Origin of the sequence: Granulicella paludicola, from assembly GCF_025685545.1 — a bacterium.
Classification (GTDB): domain Bacteria; phylum Acidobacteriota; class Terriglobia; order Terriglobales; family Acidobacteriaceae; genus Granulicella; species Granulicella paludicola.
Genome location: NZ_JAGSYC010000026.1, coordinates 864,761 through 882,621 on the forward strand (window position 1 = coordinate 864,761; position 17,861 = coordinate 882,621).

Below are 17,861 nucleotides of genomic sequence, written 5' to 3' on the forward strand. Positions count from 1 at the left end.
CTAATGTGGACGGAATTAGTAAACAGGAAAAATGCTACTTTTGCCCGTTTTCGGGAATTTTTCACGGTATTTATTGAGATGCATTCGGGCAGTAGCGAAGACGAGGGACGATAATCGAAAGTCGTCCCATGCATCAAGGTTTCAGCGGTCGGATAGCGCGCAATGGCAGTCAAATGTCGCTGCTATACTCAGCACAAAGAGATGGATGTGTCGGATTCGTATGGAGACATACGTCGCTGTTTGAGTGCTATCAAGCGAGTGCGAATCCGAGAGCCACTCAACGATTTTCGTTAGAAGTTTAACCTCCACAGTGTTTTTTTTGACGCAGAGGAAGCAGGAACGCACTCATGGCGCAAGTATTTGACCGCAGTTCGAATGCACTGGCTCGCGCGAGCCTCGTGTTGACGGGCTTGATCGTCATCGCGCTCGGTGTGGCGCTCGACCAGTTGCAGAGGTCACCGTGGGTGACTAAGCAGGGACAGCGGCCAGACCAGCCCGTACCGTTCAGTCACAAGCACCACGTCGAAGGACTTGGTCTTCAGTGCCAGTACTGTCACACGTCCGTGGAGAAGAGCGCCTACGCTGGCATCCCCCCGACGAAGACTTGTATCAACTGTCACTCGCAGATCTGGACCAACGCTCAGTTGCTCGAGCCAGTTCGTCAGAGCTGGGCAACAGGGGAATCGATCCAGTGGATTCGCGTCCACGATCTTCCGGATTACGTGTACTTCAACCACGAGATCCACGTAAACAAGGGCATTGGCTGCGCAAGCTGTCATGGCCGCGTCGATCAGATGCCACTGATGTATCAGGAGAGCACTCTGCAGATGGAGTGGTGCCTGAACTGCCATCGCAATCCTGCCGTCAACCTCCGCCCGACCAGCGAAATTTACAACATGGCCTGGGAAGGTCCCAGCTCGCAGAAGCCGGTATGGTGCACGGCGACGGTGAACACGAACGGTACGAATGTTCCCACCGCGCAGGGTGTGAGCTGTGTGACGAAGGACCCGAACGACAACAATCCGCAGCTCGCGCAGATGGAAAAGCCAAATGCTGGTCCGATCGTGAACGATGGGGTCGCAGCGACTCCGGGAGCCAGCGTAGGAACGACCTCTTCGGACATGCCGGTTGTTGCTCTGCCTGCGAGCTACCAGAAGTTCACGAGCCAGATGGATCTTGGCAAGTACCTGACGGCGCAGTATCACATTCGGACGGCCAACGAGCTTTCGAGCTGCGAGGTGTGCCACCGATGAACGAGACACCTATGGATATGCAAGAGAAGATGCAGCAAGTTCAGCCCGTCTCTGCGCAGGTTGTAACAACGATCGCACCTGCGAAGATGACGCTGGCTGAGGTGCGTGCCAAGCTCGACGGCCAGACCGGTCGCCGCTACTGGAAAAATCTGGATGAGCTGGCAGAGACGCCCGCATTTCAGGAACTGATGCAGGAGGAGTTTCCCCGGCAGGCAGGCGCAGGCGAATGGGTCGATCCCGTCAGCCGTCGCGGCTTCCTGAAGGTGATGGGCGCAAGCTTTGCACTGGCGGGACTTGCCGGCTGCACCAAGCAGCCCGACGAGCCGATCTTCCCCTACGTCAAGCAGCCTGAGGACCTCGTTCTCGGCAAGCCGATGTTCTTCGCGACCGCTCATCCGTTCTCGACGGGCGCCGTTCCTGTGCTCGTGAAGTCGGATGCGTTCCGCCCGATCAAGCTCGAGGGCAATCCTGAGCACCCGATGTCGAAGGGCCGTTCGGATGCTTTCACTCAGGCTTCGCTGCTGGATTTGTACGATCCGGACCGCTCGAAGTCGACCATCTATCGCGGCGAAAAATCTGATTTCGGATCCTTCCAGCAGGAATTTGCAGCAGCTGCCAAGAAGACCAATGGCGGACAGGGCATCTACTTCCTCTCGGAAACTATTACCTCGCCGACGCTGGCTTCCCAGTGGAAGCAGGTGCAGGTGAAGTATCCGCAGGCGAAGATGGTGCAGTACGACCCGATCAACAATGACTCGGGTATGGCTGCGTCGAAGGCTGCCTTCGGCGACTATCTCGACGCACAGTACAAGCTGGAAGATGCCGATGTCATCGTTTCGCTCGATGCTGACTTCCTAGGCGGTATTGCTTTCCCGGGCTTCCTGCCGGTAGCCGCGGCCTACGCCGAGCGTCATCGCTTCGAAGCGGGCAAGACGATGAACCGTCTGTATGTCGTCGAGACCACTCCGAGCGTGACGGGCTTCAAGGCCGATCATCGCCTCGCGCTGAAGCCAAGCGATATCGATGCGTTCGCAACAGCACTTGCGGGCGGAAGCGCTTCGCTAAGCCCGGATGCGCAGAAGTTCCTGACCGCTGTTCAGAATGACCTGAAGAAGAGCGCAGGCCGCTGCGTGGTGATCGCCGGACCGCAGAGCTCCGTAGCGTGCAATGCAGCTGCAATCGCGGCAAACGCGAGCAGCGGCGCTATCGGCAAGACTGTTGTCTATACCGAAACTGTAAATCCAGTTCCGAGTGAGCAGGTTGCTGACCTCAAGTCGCTGGTTAGCGATATGAACGCAGGCAAGGTTCAGTGGCTGGTGGTTCTGGGTGCGAACCCGCTTTACTCCGCTCCTGCCGATCTGGAGTTTGCGACCGCGTTTGCCAAAGTGCCGGTGACAGCTCACCTCGGCCTGCTGCGCGACGAGACAGGCTTCTACTCGACCTGGCATCTGCCGAAGGCCCACTATCTCGAGAGCTGGTCGGACGCCCGCGCGTACGACGGCACAATCTCGATCGTGCAGCCAATGATTGATCCGCTGTACGGCGGCAAGAGTGCGCACGATGTTCTGCAGGCTTTGCTTGATCCTTCCATCAGCGCCTATGACGCGGTCGTGGCGAATGCGAAAACCTACATCAAGGGCGGCGACTTTGCCACCGCATGGCGCAAGGCCCTGCACGATGGCTGGGTTGCAGACACCGCGTTTGAGCCGAAGTCGCTGGGTGCTCCGAAGGGCGCTCCCGCTGTGGCAATGGCTTCCTCCGGTGGCATCGAAATCGCATTCAAGGCAGATCCGTCGCTCTATGACGGTCGCTACGGTAACAACGGATGGCTGCAGGAGCTTCCCAAGCAAGTGACAAACATGAGCTGGGACAACGCAGCTCTGATGAACATGGACCTGATGGGCAAGCTCGGCATTGAAGAGAATGATGCGATTGAGCTTAGCCTCAACGGCCGCAAGGTCATCACTCCGGTTCTGATGAGCCCTGGCCATCCGAACGATGCGGTAACGGTTCATCTTGGCTTTGGACGTCGTGCAGAAGGTGGCCGGGTTGCTGCGGGCGTGGGCTTCGATGCCTACACGCTCCGCACCTCCGATGCTCTTCTGTCGGCTGCAGGTCTGAACATTGCGAAGGGTAAGGGCACGTACGATCTTTGCGTCACGAAGGTGCACAACATCGAGCACCGCGGCAAGTTTGCGCAGCAGGACCTCGAGAAGAAAGAGTTCGATACAGAGGGTACGTACTCGCTGGCGGGTCACGAAGCGATGGAGCGCAGCATCATCCGCTACGCAACCGTAGCCGAGGCTACCGCCAACCCCAAGTATGCGAGCGAAGGTGCGAGCGGCACGTTCATCAACAAGGTGGGCTACAACCCACAGGGTGAGGCTCCTGAGCACGACGATAGCTTCTATCCCGACGCGTGGCGTTATGATCACCAGGACGCTTCGACCAAGGTGCTCCAGAACAAGTGGGGCATGTCGATCGATCTGAACAGCTGCGTCGGTTGCAACGCCTGTATCGTCAGCTGTTATGCGGAGAACAACATTGCAGTCGTCGGCCGCGAGCAGGTGAAGGTCGGACGCAATATGCAATGGCTGCGTATCGATACCTACTTCGAGGGCGATCTCCACGCACCCAAGGCGCATTTCCAGCCGATGCTCTGTCAGCACTGCGAGAGCGCCGGTTGTGAGCAGGTCTGCCCGGTCGGCGCGACGGTCCACACACCTGAAGGCATCAACACGATGGTGTACAACCGCTGCGTGGGCACCCGTTACTGCTCCAACAACTGCCCCTACAAGGTTCGTCGCTTCAACTTCCTGCTGTACTCGGACTACGAGACGGAGAGCCTCAAGCTCCAGCGCAACCCGGATGTTTCGGTTCGCTCGCGTGGTGTGATGGAAAAGTGCAGCTACTGCATCCAGCGCATCGAGGCCGTGAAGATCGAAGCCGATAAGAGCAACCGAGCAATTGAAGATGGTGAGATCCTGACGGCCTGCCAGCAGGCCTGCCCGACCGATGCCATTATCTTCGGCAACCTGAACGATCCCAAAGCCCGCGTGACCAAGCGCAAGGCTGAGGAGCGTGACTACCAGGTGCTGGCCGACTTGAACTACCGTCCGCGTACCAGTTACACGGCCGGGGTCATCAACCCGAATGCGGAGCTTGCATAATGGCTACTCAGGGACCCATTCACGATCAGAATGAAGTGCTCGATCCGATGCTGGATCCGCGCACCGGCGAATACCTTGTTATCGCGCCGGGTCACACGTTCAAAAGCGTGACGCAGAAGATCGCAGGCATTGTGCTGACTCCGAACACGCCCTGGGCGTGGTTCGGCGGCCTCTTCCTCGCGGCCACCGTCGCTACCGGCGTTGTTATCGGTATCACCTGGCTGGTGCTGAAGGGCGTCGGTATCTGGGGTGTCACCATCCCTGGCGCCTGGGGCTTCGCCATCATCAACTTCGTGTGGTGGATCGGTATCGGCCACGCCGGCACGCTGATCTCCGCGATTCTGCTGCTGTTCAAGCAGACCTGGCGTAACTCGATCAACCGATTCGCAGAAGCGATGACGATCTTCGCTGTGTGCTGTGCGGGTATTTATCCTCTGCTGCACGTCGGTCGTCCGTGGCTGGCATACTGGCTGATGCCGTACCCGAACACGATGAACGTCTGGCCGCAGTTCCGTTCGCCGCTGGCTTGGGACGTGTTTGCTGTGTCGACCTACGCGACGATCTCGGTGGTGTTCTGGTACATCGGCATGATCCCTGACTTCGGTACGCTGCGCGATCGCGCCAAGCTGCCACTGGCGAAGTACATCTACGGCATCCTGTCGCTGGGCTGGCGCGGTTCTACCCGACACTGGATCCGTTATGAGTCGGCATCGCTGCTTCTCGCCGGTCTCTCCACACCGCTGGTGCTCTCGGTGCACACCACCATCTCCTTCGACTTCGCGGTCGCTGCGATGGCTGGCTGGCACACAACGATCTTCCCGCCATACTTCGTCGCCGGCGCCGTGTATTCCGGCTTCGCGATGGTGTTGACGCTGGCCATCCCGATCCGCAAGTTCTACCACCTCGAAGACCTCGTAACAGAGCGTCACCTCGATAACATGGCGAAGGTCATGCTGGCGACGGGTTCGATCGTGGCCTACGGCTACGGCATGGAAGTCTTCATGAGCTGGTACTCGGCGAGCCACTGGGAATTCTTCATGATGTGGAACCGAATGTTTGGTCCGATGGGCTGGGGCTACTGGATGCTCATCCTGACCAACATTGCGATCCCGCTCTCGACTCTGTGGTTCCGCAAACTGCGCGTCAACGTGCTGTATCTGTTCATTCTGAGCTTTATCGTGAACATTGGCATGTGGTTCGAGCGCTTCGTCATTGTCGTTACGACGCTGTACCGCGATTACCTCCCTTCGAGCTGGGGAACGTACCGGGCCACCAAGTGGGATTACATGCTGTTTATTGGCACTTGGGGCATGTTTACCTGCCTGTTCCTGCTCTTTGCTCGACTGGCACCGATGATTCCTATGTCCGAAATCAAGATGATGTTGCCCGGCACCAAGATCCATCCCGGCGGCAGCAACGCTGAAGAAGTTACACAGGAGGCGCTCTAATGCCGCCGCGCGAGGGAGTTTACGGCCTGCTGGCCGAGTTCAATACGCCCAGTGAGTTGGTGCACGCCACGGAGCATGCGCACCGTGCCGGCTATCGCCGCATGGAGTGCTATACCCCGTACCCAGTAGAAGAGGCAGCCGAGGCGCTGCGCTTCCACAAGACCCGCATACCGTTGATGTGCCTGATGGGCGGCATCATGGGTTTGACGACCGGGTTTCTGCTCGAGATGTGGATCAACGTCTGGGGCTACCCGCTCAACATTCGTGGTACACCACTGTTCAGCTGGGCCGCGTTTGTGATTCCGGAGTATGAGCTCACGATTTTGTTCGCCGGTCTGTCGACCGCGTTCGGCATGATCGCGCAGAACGGTTTGCCACAGCTGTACCACCCGCTGTTCAACGCTCCGAACTTTGCGAACGGCGCGCTGAACGATAAGTTCTTCCTTTGCCTAGAGGCCAACGACCCGCGCTTTTCGGTCACCGAGACGCGGACGTTCCTGGAGCAGTTCTCGCCGGTTTCGGTGGTGGAGGTAGACCACTAATGCTGGGATTCGAGATGCAAGATTCGAGATACGAGATGGCGAAGCGAGCGATTACGGGCGCGGCGATGCTTTCGGTGCTGGTCCTGGCCGGTTGCCGTCAGGACATGCAGGATCAGCCGAAGTTCGTACCGCAGCGCGGGACTTCTTTTTTTGCAGACGGTCGTTCCGTGCGTCCACAGGTCGAAGATACGGTTGGCCGGGACCAGCTCCATGCGGACTCATACTTCTACACCGGCCTGGTGGCTGGTAAAGAGGGTGACGGCCTTCCGATTCCACTCACGCCAGCCGTGATGGAGCGTGGTCAGGAGCGGTACAACATCTACTGCACGCCGTGCCACTCGCGCGTGGGTAATGGTGCGGGCATGATCGTGCAGCGTGGCTATCGCCAAGCTGGCAACTTCCACACGGACCGCCTGCGTAACGCACCGCTGGGACACTTTTTCAGCGTGATCACAAACGGTTATGGTGCGATGCCAGACTACTCGGCACAGGTCACGCCGGAAGATCGCTGGGCAATTGCAGCGTATGTTCGCGCGTTGCAGTTGAGCCAGGATGCGAAGTCGAGCGATGTGCCTAGTGGCAAGTCGACGACTGAACTGCACGAGATTGCGAAAAAGCAGGGTATGCCTGCAGGCTTCGCGGACGACTGGGGTAACAAGCTCCCGCCAACTGCGGTGTACGGTACTCCTAATAACGAAGACAACGGTATCCCCGGTGAGCCGGGAGCAGCAATGAAGACTGCGGCGCCCAGCGCTCCGGCTAAGATGGCCGCACCGGCACCGACCAAGTAAGACTGACGCAGGCAGTACGAAGACACTTTAGGAACTTTGAAGGCGACGGAACGCATGGCACTCGAACACGACAATCACGGAATGGAGCTGGCGGGCAACGCGGCTCATGCGGGGCATGGGCACCATGGCCCAGCGGTGCTGCCCAGTGTGCTGACGGCACCGGAGGTAGTCAAGACGTGGCGCCTGCGTGCGCTGGTCGTCGCGGTAGTCTTCGCAGCTATCTCGGCGCTCTTCCTCCTGACGGAAGACGGCCGCACTCACCTGCTGCGCGCGTACCTGGCGGGATACATGACGTGCTTCAACTTCGTGGGCGGCTCGCTTGCGCTGTTGATGGTGCAGTATGTCTCCGGAGGCAAGTGGGGCTTGATTCTGCGCCGCCCTCTGGAGGCGATGACGCGCACGTTTCCGCTCATTCTCGTGGGCATCCTGCCGATTCTTTTTCTGATGAAAAAGCTGTATCTGTGGGCCGCTTACACCACCAAGGCGGAGACGCTGGACGCTTATCATAAGGGGCTCATCACCAACGAGCAGCACCTGGATATCGACTATCGCCACGTGATGCTGGCACCGACTCCGGTCATCGTACAGACGGTACTGGTCTTCGGCTTTATCAGCTTCATGATCTGGTTGTTAAACCGCTGGTCGCTCAAGCGCGATCAGGACGAAGCCGCCGGCACGCTGGGCAGCTTTGACAAGTGGCGCGTCCGGTTTGAGAACGTCTCCGGCCCCGCAATCGTCTTTTACGTTATCGCACTCACCGACTTTGTCATCATCTTCGTCAAGTCGCTCGATATCATCTGGGCCTCGTCGGTGTATGGTCTGCAGTTCCTTGTAGCCCAAGGCTACGGGACCCTCGCTGTCGGTATCCTGACACTCATTCTGCTATCGCGTTATGAGCCAATGAAGTCGCTCTTCCGCACCACCGAGCAGCACGATCTCGGCAAGCTGATGTTCGCCTTCACCATGCTGAACATCTATCTCACGTTCGCCGAGTTCCTCATCATCTGGTCGGGTAACATCCCGGACGAGATCACGTACTACATTCACCGCATCCAGGGTGGATGGTGGACGATCTGTACGCTCGACGTGATCTGCCACTGGGTGATCCCCTTCTCGATCCTGCTCTCGCGTGACATCAAGCGCTCGAAGAACAAGATGATCTGGGTCGCCACGTTTATGATCGGCGCCCGCATGATCGACATTTTCTGGCTTATTGAACCCGCGTGGAACAAGACGGGCGACACGCTACATCTCATCGGCAACTACGGCATCCTCGCCTACATCACGGTGCCGGTCGCGATGATCGCCCTATGGGCCGCCTACTATCTCACGCAGCTCAGCAAGCGTCCGCTGTTGAACGTGAACGATCCGCACACCGCGGAGCTTTTGGAGCCTGAACATGCCCACTAATGACTTCGATCCAGGACTGAAGACCTTCCAGGGTCCGGCGACCCCGGAGAACCCGGGCTATGAGCTTCAGGACGTCAACGTAGGCGGCATCGCCACCTTCGTCGCTGGCCTGTCTGGCTTTGTGTTGATCTTTTACTTCTTCTGCTTCTTTATGGGTAAGGTCATCAACCATGAGCTGATTCGGCAGGATGGTCCTGTGGATCAGTGGCACACGGCTGCGAACTCTCTGGGAGCCACACCTCACGGCGAGAAGCGCGAAGATCTGACCTCAAACTACGAGTTCGAGCAGCGTCAGCTAGGACAGGTAGCAAAGAACTTTCCGATGCCGCAGCTGCAGACGGACGACGGCAATCAGGACACCGCCGATCTGCACGCCAAGGAAGATCTGCTGCTCGACAACTACAGCACCGCAAATGATATCCCCGCAGGTGCGGTGCGTATCCCGATTGATCGTGCGATGGAGCTCATCGTATCTCGTGGCCTTCCGAAGCCCTCCAACGCCGGCGCGGCAGCTCCCTTGATGGCAGGCGAGACGAAGCCGGTTATCACAGTTCCGCTAACCAGTGGCTTTGCACGCACCGGCTACGAGTTGCAGACGATTCAGGCACGCGAGCAGAAGAACGAGTACGAGAAGGCTGAAGCCAAGCAGTAACTGCCCAGAAAAGTGACGCCAACCAGCAGCAAGAAATAGGTACAAACGTGACGAACGAACAGACAACGCGCGGAATGAAGAGAGTGGCCGCAGCCACGCTCGCGACCGTACTTGGGCTGACGATGGTCGCGTTTTTTACCCCGACCCTTGCTGCAGCGCAGGTCTCCAGCTACGGCGACAAGCAGGCTGGAGAGAACACCGGCGACGAGTTGCCGAACGTGCTGCAAAAGGTGCAGGTCACGCAGCACCTGAACCAGCAGCTACCGCTGAATGCGCAGTTTGTCGACGACACCGGCAAGACGGTGACACTCGGTCAGTACTTCGATGGCAAGCATCCGGCAATCATCACCGCTGTCTACTATGACTGCCCAATGCTCTGTTCGGAGGAGATGGACGGTCTCACAAGTTCGCTCGAGATGGTACATCTGGTTCCGGGTAAGGACTTCCAGGTTGTCATCCTGAGCATCGACCCCAACGAGACCCCACAGCTCGCAGCAAAGAAGAAGGCGTTTTACCTCAAGCGCTACGGTCATCCGGAGACGGCGGATGGCTGGCACTTTCTGACAGGCCAGCGTCCGGCGATCGATGCAGTTACGCAGGCAATTGGTTTTGGTTATGTGCGCGTTCCGGGCCCGGATGGGCGTCTCACGCAATTCGCACATGCCAGCTCCATCCAGATCGCTACCCCACAAGGTAAGCTGGCGCAATACTACCTCGGCGTGGAGTACTCGCCGAAGGACGTTCTCCTGGGATTGATCGACGCCTCGGGCAATAAGATTGGATCGCCGGTAGCGAATATTCTGACTTACTGCTACCACTACGATCCGCAGAATAACAAGCACTCGCTGGTCGTAGCGCGTGTGGTGCAGCTGGGCGGCATCGTTACCGTGGCGTCGCTTGGCAGCTTCATGTTTTTGATGTTCAGACGCGATGTGCAACTCGGCCGCGCAGATGACAAGGAATCACCTCAACCGGACAACAACCGGCGAAACGGATAAGGGCGAACGATGGGTATTAGTCCAGTACTATGGCAGTTTTTGACGAAGTGGATGCACGGCTCGGCACTGTTCCCAGCCGAGGCCTCCACCATTTCGCCGTGGGTCGACGCGCTGTATTTCTCCCTGCTGCTGATGACCATCTTCGGCTTGGTAGTCGTGGGCGTATTGCTGACGGTGTTCGCAATCCGCTACCGCCGCGAAAAGAGCCCGGTCGCGACACAGATCGAAGGCTCCACGCTGCTGGAAGCAACGTGGACCATCATCCCGCTTGCCGTCTTCCTTTTGATGTTTGTGTGGGGCGCGCTGCTGTACTTCCGCATCTACAACCCGCCCACCAACGCGATGAACATCTATGTCGTCGGTAAGCAGTGGATGTGGAAGGCCGAGCATCCCGGCGGGCAGCACGAGATCAATGCTCTGCACGTTCCCACAGGCCAGCCGGTCCAGTTGACGATGATCTCTCAGGACGTGTTCCACAGCTTCTCGATCCCCGCCTTCCGAGTGAAGCGTGAGGTCATCCCGGGCCGCTACACGACAGTGTGGTTCAATGCCACCACGCCAGGTACTTACCACCTCTTCTGCACGCAGTACTGCGGCACGCAACATTCAGGCATGATCGGTGAGATTACGGTTCTTACGCCGGAAGATTACAAGAAGTGGCTGCATGAGTCGACCAGCGGCATGAGCCTTGCTCAGAACGGCGAGCGCCTCTTCGCCAGCATGGGTTGCAACCAGTGCCACAGCGGAAACGCTGCAGCACGCGGACCGAACCTCGCCGGAGTTTACGGCTCGAAGCTGACGTTGAACGACGGAAGCAAGGTTCTGGTGAACGATGCTTACCTGCGTGATGCGATCCTCAATCCTTCACAGCACGTCACGGCGGGTTTCTCACCCATCATGCCGACCTACCAGGGACAAATCAGTGAGGATGGCCTGATCGATCTAGTGGAGTATATCAAGGGTTTGCAGACGAACTACCGGGTGCAGCAGACGCTGGTGACCGCCAGCTCTGACGAGGCTGCGCCCCCAACGCCCGCAGCGGGCACAACAACGGAGATGGTGAAGCCATGAGCGCAACGAGCATAGTCTCTCTGCCTGACCAGAGCACGGCAACGATGCCGAAGCGGCACTACATCAACAACGAGCACGGCTTGCTGAGCTGGTTGCTGACGGCTGACCACAAACGCATCGCGATCCTGTACCTGATCTCGATTACGTTCTTCTTCTTTATCGGCGGCGCCTTCGCAGGCCTCATCCGTCTGGAACTGCTGACGCCTCAGTCTGATCTGGTGGCGGCGGACACGTACAACAAGTTCTTCACCATGCACGGCATCGTGATGATCTTCCTGTTCCTCGTGCCGTCGGTACCTGCAACGCTGGGCAACTTCCTGATTCCCATCATGCTGGGAGCCAAAGATCTCGCGTTTCCGAAGATCAACCTTCTGAGCTGGTACCTGTACATGATCGGCGGCACGCTGACCCTCGCTGCGCTGGTTCTGGGTGGTGTCGATACGGGCTGGACGTTCACGACGCCGCTCTCGACGCACTACCTCAACACGCACGTCGTCACCGCTGCTACGGCTATTTTTGTGGCCGGCTTCAGCTCGATCTTTACTGGATTGAACTTCATTGTGACGATCCACCGTATGCGCGCTCCGGGCATGACCTGGTTCCGCATGCCTCTCTTTGTGTGGTCGCACTATGCCGCCTCGCTGCTGATGGTGCTCGGGACGCCGGTTCTCGCCATCGCTATCGTCCTCGTCGCTCTCGAGCGCCTGATCGGCATCGGCGTATTCGATCCGACCAAGGGTGGCGATCCACTGCTCTTCCAGCATCTCTTCTGGTTCTACTCACACCCGGCTGTATACATCATGATTCTGCCCGGCATGGGTGTGATCTCCGAGGTCATCTCCACGTTTAGCCGCAAGCGTGTCTTTGGTTACTCTGCCGTCGCATTCAGCTCAGTAGCGATCGCTTTGTTCGGCTTCTTCGTCTGGGAACACCACATGTTCATCATGGGTGTATCGAACTACTCGGCGCTGGTGTTCTCGCTCCTGACGATGCTTGTAGCCGTACCTTCGGCGATCAAAGTGTTCAACTGGGCCTTCACGTTGCAGAAGGGTTCCATCACTTTCGAGACCCCGATGCTGTACGCGTTCGCGTTCATCGGCCTGTTCACCATCGGCGGCCTCACGGGCGTCTTCCTGGGCGCTTTGGGCATGGATATTCACCTCACCGAAACCTATTTCATCGTGGCGCACTTCCACTATGTAATGGTAGGCGGTATGCTGATGGCTTTCCTTGCTGGCATCCACTTCTGGTGGCCGAAGATGACCGGGCGCATGTATCCGGAGTCGCTATCGAAGCTCTCTGCTGTGACCAGCTTCATCGGTTTCAACCTGACCTTCATGCCGCAGTTCATCCTGGGCTACCTCGGTATGCCGCGCCGCTATGCTTCCTACCCGGCTGAGTTCCAGGTTCTGAACGTGCTCTCGACCGCGGGTGCTACGGTGCTGGGCGTCGGCTTCATGCTTCCTCTGCTTTACCTTGGCTGGAGCTTGAAGTATGGTGCGATCGCTGGCGCGAATCCGTGGCAGGCAACCGGCCTTGAGTGGCAGATCCAATCGCCGCCTCTGACCGAAAACTTCATTGAGACCCCGATCATGGACCATGAGGCCTATGACTACGAGTGGCTCGAAAACAAGACCAAGCATGAGGTGACGACCGTTGGATAGCGCGCTCACAACTCCGCACACGCACGAGGCCCACGCCCACGAGCATGAGCATATCTCGCTCCCGCAGCATCGTCACCACTTTGAGACGGAGGAGCAGCAGCGTGAGGCGGGCAGCTTCGGCATGTGGCTCTTCCTGCTCACTGAAATCATGTTTTTTGGTGGCATGTTCTTTGCCTACCTGCTGTACCGCAACTGGTACTACCCAGCTTTTGCGGCGGCTTCGAATCAGCTCAACGTGCCCATGGGCGCAACAAACACGGTTATCCTCATCAGCTCGGGCTTCTTCATGGCGCTTGGTGTTTGGGCTTCCGAGGTTCGCAAGAAGAAGACGCTCGTGATCATGCTGTTGTTGACTACGATCTTCGGCTGCGCCTTCCTAGGTGTTAAGTACTTTGAGTACAAAGAAAAGTACGAACTGCATCACATCCCCGGGAATAACTTCAGTATCGCGATGTTTGTAAATCCGCAGAATTACCCGCAGTATCCGGATACTTACGCGGAGAAGCCGCTCGCTCCAGACATGGCTCAGAAGACTCAGATCTTCTTCTTTCTGTACTTCGCGATGACAGGGATGCATGCGTTGCACATGATCATTGGCATTGGGTTGCTAGTGTGGCTCATCATCCGTGCTCAACGAGGTGACTTCACCAACGGCTACGTAGCTCCGATTGAAAACTTCGGGCTGTACTGGCATTTTGTCGATATCGTATGGCTATTCCTGTTTCCCCTGCTGTACCTGATCAATCGCCATCCACTGCACTAAGTTTCGACCTAGGTTTTTGACACTGGCACCACGAAGGAAATTGCAATGAGCCACGCACACACCGACGCGCACGATCCGAGCAACGTCACGAACCCGGAGCACGCCGAGCATCACATTGTGACGCCGCTGCAATACGTCTACGTCTTCGTGACGTTGCTCGTCGGCACGGGCATCACAGTAGGGGCTGCCTACGTCGATATGGGCGTGCTCAACCCCATCGTCGCTTTGGCTATCGCCTGCTTCAAGGCGAGCATCGTGATCCTGTTCTTCATGCACGCTGCTTATCAAAGCCGCCTCATCAAGATCACGATTGCATCAGGCTTCTTCGTCTTCCTGGTGCTGATCGCCATGACCATGACCGACTACTTGAGCCGCACTTGGGGTCTCTGGTAATTTCCAACTGCAATGAAGGCCGCCTGCGAGGGCGGCCTTTCTGCGTCGGGTCGGCGCTTGTATTCTTGAGTTATGAGAATTCCAGAGAAGAGCATCGCCGTTTTTTGCGCGGCCGCAGATGGCGCGCGTCCCCAATACCGAGATACAGCTGAGGAGCTTGGAGCTACGCTGGCTCGACGTGGCATCGGACTCATCTATGGTGGCGCCAAAGTCGGTCTGATGGGTGCGGTGGCCGATGCCACGGTGAAGGCAGGTGGTTACGTGGTGGGCGTGATCCCTCATGTTCTCGTCGACAAGGAAGTCGCCCATGACGGCGTCACCGAATTGCATGTCACCGAAACAATGCACACGCGTAAAGCGATGATGGCGGAGCGCGCGAATGCCTTTGTGATTCTTCCTGGAGGATTTGGCACCTTTGAAGAGATGTTCGAAGTGCTTGCGTGGCAGACGTTGAAGATTCACTCCAAGCCCGTAGTGCTGCTAAACACCGAAGGCTTCTACGACACGATGTTGACGTTCCTCGATCACTGCGACGCGGAAGGGATGTTGCGGGGCAATCGAAAAATACTGCTCGTAGCGAAGACAGTAGATGAAGCTCTTACATCGGCCGGTGTTGCCTAGCCAGACCGGGTTGCTCCGGCGCATACAATAAGCAGAGCATGAATCTCTCCGCAATCCCCCATCTACACTTCATCTGGCTGGTCGCAGCTTCGGCGATCGCCGGTGTGATGAACGCGATGGCCGGTGGAGGTTCGTTCATCTCCTTTCCAGCAATGCTTGGCATGGGCGTTCCCCCCGTGGAGGCTAACGCGACGAACACCGTTGCCCTCTGGCCGGGGCAGTTGGCCTCGCTTGCGGCGCTCCATCGCGATGTACGCCGTGACCTTCTGCCCATTGTCGGTTTCACTTGTGTCATCGGTGGCGTTACGGGGGCAGAGACGCTGCTTCACACGGAACAGAAGACATTCCTGCACATGATTCCCTGGCTGATCCTGGGAGGGACATTGCTGTTCGGCATCAGTGGTCCTGTCTCGCGCTGGTTACGACGGCGTGCAGCGTACCACACGGGTGAACGAAGTATCCCGCCGTTCCAACTGATGTTGGCGCTCTTTCCCGTCTGTTTTTATATCGGGTATTTCGGGGCAGGTGGCGGCTTCCTGGTCATGACGATCCTCGCGCTCTTCGGTATGGACGACATGCATCGCTTGAACGCAATGAAGGTCTTTGCAGCGCTCGCGAGTAACTTCTGCGCCATCGTCACCTTCATCCTGAAAGGCGCGATCATCTGGCATTACTGCCTGGCCTCGATGGTCTTCGCCGCAGCCGGAGGCTGGTTCGGCGCAAAGTTTGCCAAACGTGTGCCGGGACATATCCTGCGCGGAGTTGTTGTCGTCACAGGCTGCGTCATTGCGGGATACTTCTTCTGGCGCCAGGCCCACACAGCATGAGACAGACGAAAGGCACGAAGTGAGTCACGAAGGAATACGTTTTGTCAGCGCAAAAGAAGCCGGAAAAGATGACGGCCCCAAACTTACGGGTGACGCGATCAAGCCTCTGAAGGTGCGCGTCGATAAGACCGGCGGCACAGGCATGAGCATCGACTGGGCCGATGGCCACACCAGTAATTGGAACTTCGCGTGGCTCCGCGCGGCGTGCCCGTGCGCGACCTGCCATGAGGAGCGGGATGCCGTCGAGCGAGCTCCCGGTGTGGCGAAGCCAAAGCCAGTAGCTCTATTGCCACTGTATGAAGCTCCATCACGGCCAGTAGAGGTCACGCCCGTAGGGAAATATGCAATTCGCTTCAAGTGGAACGATGGGCATGAGGCAGGTCTGTACTCGTGGGACTATCTGCGCAATGTCTGCGACGTCGAGTACCGCAAACAAGCGCAATAGTGACTAACTCAATGGCAGTTCTGGTGTCGCAGCGAGAAGCTGCTGCGTGTACGCCTCCTTCGGGCTTTCGCAGACCTCGCTCCATGTACCTGTCTCCACGACTCGCCCACGTTGCATCACGACCACACGCTGGCACAGGTACCGCACTAGCGGCATGGAGTGCGAGATGAACAATAACGTTAACCCATAGCGCGTCTGCAGATCGCGTAGCAGATTGATGACCTGTGCAGCGACGGAGACATCGAGCGCACTTACAGGTTCATCGAGCACCAGCAATTCGGGCCGAAGCGCAAGCGCGCGTGCGATGTTTACGCGCTGCCGCTGCCCGCCAGAGAACTCATGCGGATAGCGCGTCAGAGCGCTCTCAGGCAGCCCCACTTCCTCCAGTAGCGAAAGCAAGCGTGCCTGCAAGCCTTCGCTCGGCTGTTCCTTATGAATCGCAAACGGTTCCGCCAGAATCTGCTGTACGGAGAGTCGCGGGTTCAAAGCAGCATAAGGGTCCTGAAACACGATAGATATCTTTCGCCGAAGTCGACGCAGCTCACGCGTCTTCATCGCAACGATATTTTGTTGAACACCGTTGCTATCAGTGAAGATCACACTGCCGCTGGTTGGCTCAATCAACCGCAGGATCATGCGCGCAACCGTGCTCTTGCCTGATCCTGACTCGCCCACCAGCCCCAGCGTCTCGCCACGAAACAACTGCAGCGAGATGTCGTCCACGACGCGCGCAGCACCATACTGCTTCACGAGATTGCGGGCTTCGATGATGGGCGAGGGCTGCATTAGGTGGTTGCGCTGTAGACGATCTTCCAGCCGCGCGATGTCTTCTCGAGGATGTCGGTGAAGAGACCATCTGCCGTACCACCGGCCTTTTTGTTGCGGGTCAAATGATAGACACCGGTCACCAGAGCAAAGTTCTCACCCATCGGTCGGACCGTAATTTCACTCTCGTCGATGGTGCCCATAGCTTCTGCATTTGGGAAGCTCAGGAGATACGCATTCCGAATGCTCGCCAAGCCGCGAATGGGGCTGGTGAACATGGCTTGCGTGTCGCGTGCGTCCTTATAGAAACCCAGGTAGGCAGCAAGGTCGCCCTTGTTCCACGCTGCAGCCTGCGCGCTCAGAACGGTATTGAGTTCAGCCTCAGCAGGCGTCGGTAGGTGGGCTGGCTGCTGAGCAAAAAGAGGTGCGGTGAAAAAGGTTGCGGCGAGAAGGATGTTACGAAAACTACGCATGAGGAAGCTCCACTCCTAGGCTACATCGTTCTAGGACGAGTGCAAGTCTCCGCGCGTTGCAGCGTGGCTCTAATGTTGGGATGGCGCTAAGGATGTGCTGTCATCGCGCACGATCTTCCAGCCCGCCGCAGTCTTCTCAACTACAAGCAGATAGTAGCCATCGGCGTTGCCTCCGCCTGTTGCTTTGCGCTCCAGGTGGAAGTGGCCGGTGACGGTCGCGAAGTGCGCGTCGAGCGGCTGCACCTCAAGCTGCGAGAACGTCAACTGGCCCATCGCCTCACGTGTTGCGTAACTCTTCTTGTAGGTAGCGACCATCTGGTCGTAGCCACGACTGGTCTTGCGACCGATGAAGAGAATATCGGGCGAGTTTTTGTACGCAGTCGCAAAGGCGTCCATGTCGCCTTTGTTCCAGTCGTCCGAAGACTTATTCATCATGGCAAGGATGGCAGTCGTGTCTGCCGGGCTCTGCGCGGCAGCAATGAGAGGGCAGGCAAGTGCAGAGGCGACAAGCAGCAGACGAAGCAAACGCATGGGTGGTCTCCCTTGAAAATCGTTGAAGCGGAACGCCTACAATA

At 57.7% G+C, this 17,861-nt stretch carries 18 protein-coding genes; 15 read left to right on the top strand and 3 right to left on the bottom strand.

Annotation, left to right across the window (positions count from 1 at the left end; genetic code table 11):
* Window positions 1–347 precede the first annotated feature (347 nt).
* The 15 genes from OHL14_RS19155 to OHL14_RS19225 all read left to right on the top strand — a co-directional run bounded on the left by OHL14_RS19155 (window position 348) and on the right by OHL14_RS19225 (window position 16,048).
* Window positions 348–1,253, top strand: coding sequence for a cytochrome c3 family protein (locus OHL14_RS19155; protein WP_263380979.1), 906 nt, complete (start codon window positions 348–350; stop codon window positions 1,251–1,253).
* Window positions 1,250–4,423 carry a TAT-variant-translocated molybdopterin oxidoreductase gene (locus OHL14_RS19160; protein ID WP_263380980.1) on the top strand — a complete coding sequence of 1,058 codons (3,174 nt, stop codon included), beginning with the start codon at window positions 1,250–1,252 and terminating at the stop codon, window positions 4,421–4,423. Before OHL14_RS19155 ends, OHL14_RS19160 begins: the two co-directional genes overlap by 4 nt.
* Window positions 4,423–5,871, top strand: a complete 1,449-nt coding sequence (gene nrfD / locus OHL14_RS19165) for an NrfD/PsrC family molybdoenzyme membrane anchor subunit (RefSeq protein WP_263380981.1) — start codon at window positions 4,423–4,425, stop codon at window positions 5,869–5,871. Before OHL14_RS19160 ends, nrfD begins: the two co-directional genes overlap by 1 nt.
* Window positions 5,871–6,413, top strand: a complete 543-nt coding sequence (locus OHL14_RS19170; RefSeq protein ID WP_263380982.1) for a DUF3341 domain-containing protein — start codon at window positions 5,871–5,873, stop codon at window positions 6,411–6,413. The genes nrfD and OHL14_RS19170 overlap by 1 nt, the downstream gene beginning before the upstream one ends.
* A gap of 14 nt (window positions 6,414–6,427) precedes the next feature.
* The gene (locus OHL14_RS19175) at window positions 6,428–7,204 is read left to right on the top strand and encodes a c-type cytochrome (RefSeq protein WP_263380983.1); all 777 of its coding nucleotides are present in this window, start codon (window positions 6,428–6,430) and stop codon (window positions 7,202–7,204) included.
* 54 nt (window positions 7,205–7,258) lie between these two features.
* Complete coding sequence (locus OHL14_RS19180; protein WP_263380984.1) at window positions 7,259–8,614, top strand: hypothetical protein; 1,356 nt, start codon at window positions 7,259–7,261, stop codon at window positions 8,612–8,614.
* The gene (locus OHL14_RS19185) at window positions 8,604–9,266 is read left to right on the top strand and encodes a hypothetical protein (RefSeq protein ID WP_263380985.1); all 663 of its coding nucleotides are present in this window, start codon (window positions 8,604–8,606) and stop codon (window positions 9,264–9,266) included. Before OHL14_RS19180 ends, OHL14_RS19185 begins: the two co-directional genes overlap by 11 nt.
* Before the next feature lie 74 nt (window positions 9,267–9,340).
* Window positions 9,341–10,264 (top strand): SCO family protein, encoded by a 924-nt coding sequence (locus OHL14_RS19190; RefSeq protein ID WP_317890439.1) that lies wholly within the window; start codon window positions 9,341–9,343, stop codon window positions 10,262–10,264.
* Between the two features lie 9 nt (window positions 10,265–10,273).
* Window positions 10,274–11,335, top strand: a complete 1,062-nt coding sequence (gene coxB / locus OHL14_RS19195) for a cytochrome c oxidase subunit II (RefSeq protein WP_263380986.1) — start codon at window positions 10,274–10,276, stop codon at window positions 11,333–11,335.
* The gene (locus tag OHL14_RS19200) at window positions 11,332–12,999 is read left to right on the top strand and encodes a cytochrome c oxidase subunit I (RefSeq protein ID WP_263380987.1); all 1,668 of its coding nucleotides are present in this window, start codon (window positions 11,332–11,334) and stop codon (window positions 12,997–12,999) included. The genes coxB and OHL14_RS19200 overlap by 4 nt, the downstream gene beginning before the upstream one ends.
* Window positions 12,992–13,762 carry a cytochrome c oxidase subunit 3 family protein gene (locus OHL14_RS19205; RefSeq protein ID WP_263380988.1) on the top strand — a complete coding sequence of 257 codons (771 nt, stop codon included), beginning with the start codon at window positions 12,992–12,994 and terminating at the stop codon, window positions 13,760–13,762. The genes OHL14_RS19200 and OHL14_RS19205 overlap by 8 nt, the downstream gene beginning before the upstream one ends.
* Before the next feature lie 45 nt (window positions 13,763–13,807).
* A complete protein-coding gene (locus tag OHL14_RS19210; protein ID WP_263380989.1) occupies window positions 13,808–14,155 on the top strand; it encodes a cytochrome C oxidase subunit IV family protein in 348 nt (115 codons plus the stop codon).
* Window positions 14,156–14,227: 72 nt separating this feature from the next.
* Window positions 14,228–14,776 (top strand): LOG family protein, encoded by a 549-nt coding sequence (locus tag OHL14_RS19215; protein ID WP_263380990.1) that lies wholly within the window; start codon window positions 14,228–14,230, stop codon window positions 14,774–14,776.
* Window positions 14,777–14,814: 38 nt separating this feature from the next.
* Window positions 14,815–15,603 carry a sulfite exporter TauE/SafE family protein gene (locus OHL14_RS19220; protein WP_263380991.1) on the top strand — a complete coding sequence of 263 codons (789 nt, stop codon included), beginning with the start codon at window positions 14,815–14,817 and terminating at the stop codon, window positions 15,601–15,603.
* A 19-nt stretch (window positions 15,604–15,622) separates the two neighbouring features.
* A complete protein-coding gene (locus OHL14_RS19225; protein WP_263380992.1) occupies window positions 15,623–16,048 on the top strand; it encodes a DUF971 domain-containing protein in 426 nt (141 codons plus the stop codon).
* Window positions 16,049–16,051: 3 nt separating this feature from the next.
* Here the strand turns inward: OHL14_RS19225 and OHL14_RS19230 are convergent, their stop codons facing one another.
* From OHL14_RS19230 to OHL14_RS19240, 3 genes are all read right to left on the bottom strand, one after another.
* Window positions 16,052–16,834 (bottom strand): ATP-binding cassette domain-containing protein, encoded by a 783-nt coding sequence (locus tag OHL14_RS19230; RefSeq protein ID WP_263380993.1) that lies wholly within the window; start codon window positions 16,832–16,834, stop codon window positions 16,052–16,054.
* Window positions 16,834–17,286 carry a YybH family protein gene (locus tag OHL14_RS19235; RefSeq protein ID WP_263380994.1) on the bottom strand — a complete coding sequence of 151 codons (453 nt, stop codon included), beginning with the start codon at window positions 17,284–17,286 and terminating at the stop codon, window positions 16,834–16,836. Before OHL14_RS19235 ends, OHL14_RS19230 begins: the two co-directional genes overlap by 1 nt.
* Window positions 17,287–17,355: 69 nt before the next feature.
* Window positions 17,356–17,817 carry a YybH family protein gene (locus OHL14_RS19240; protein WP_263380995.1) on the bottom strand — a complete coding sequence of 154 codons (462 nt, stop codon included), beginning with the start codon at window positions 17,815–17,817 and terminating at the stop codon, window positions 17,356–17,358.
* Window positions 17,818–17,861: the final 44 nt, after the last annotated feature.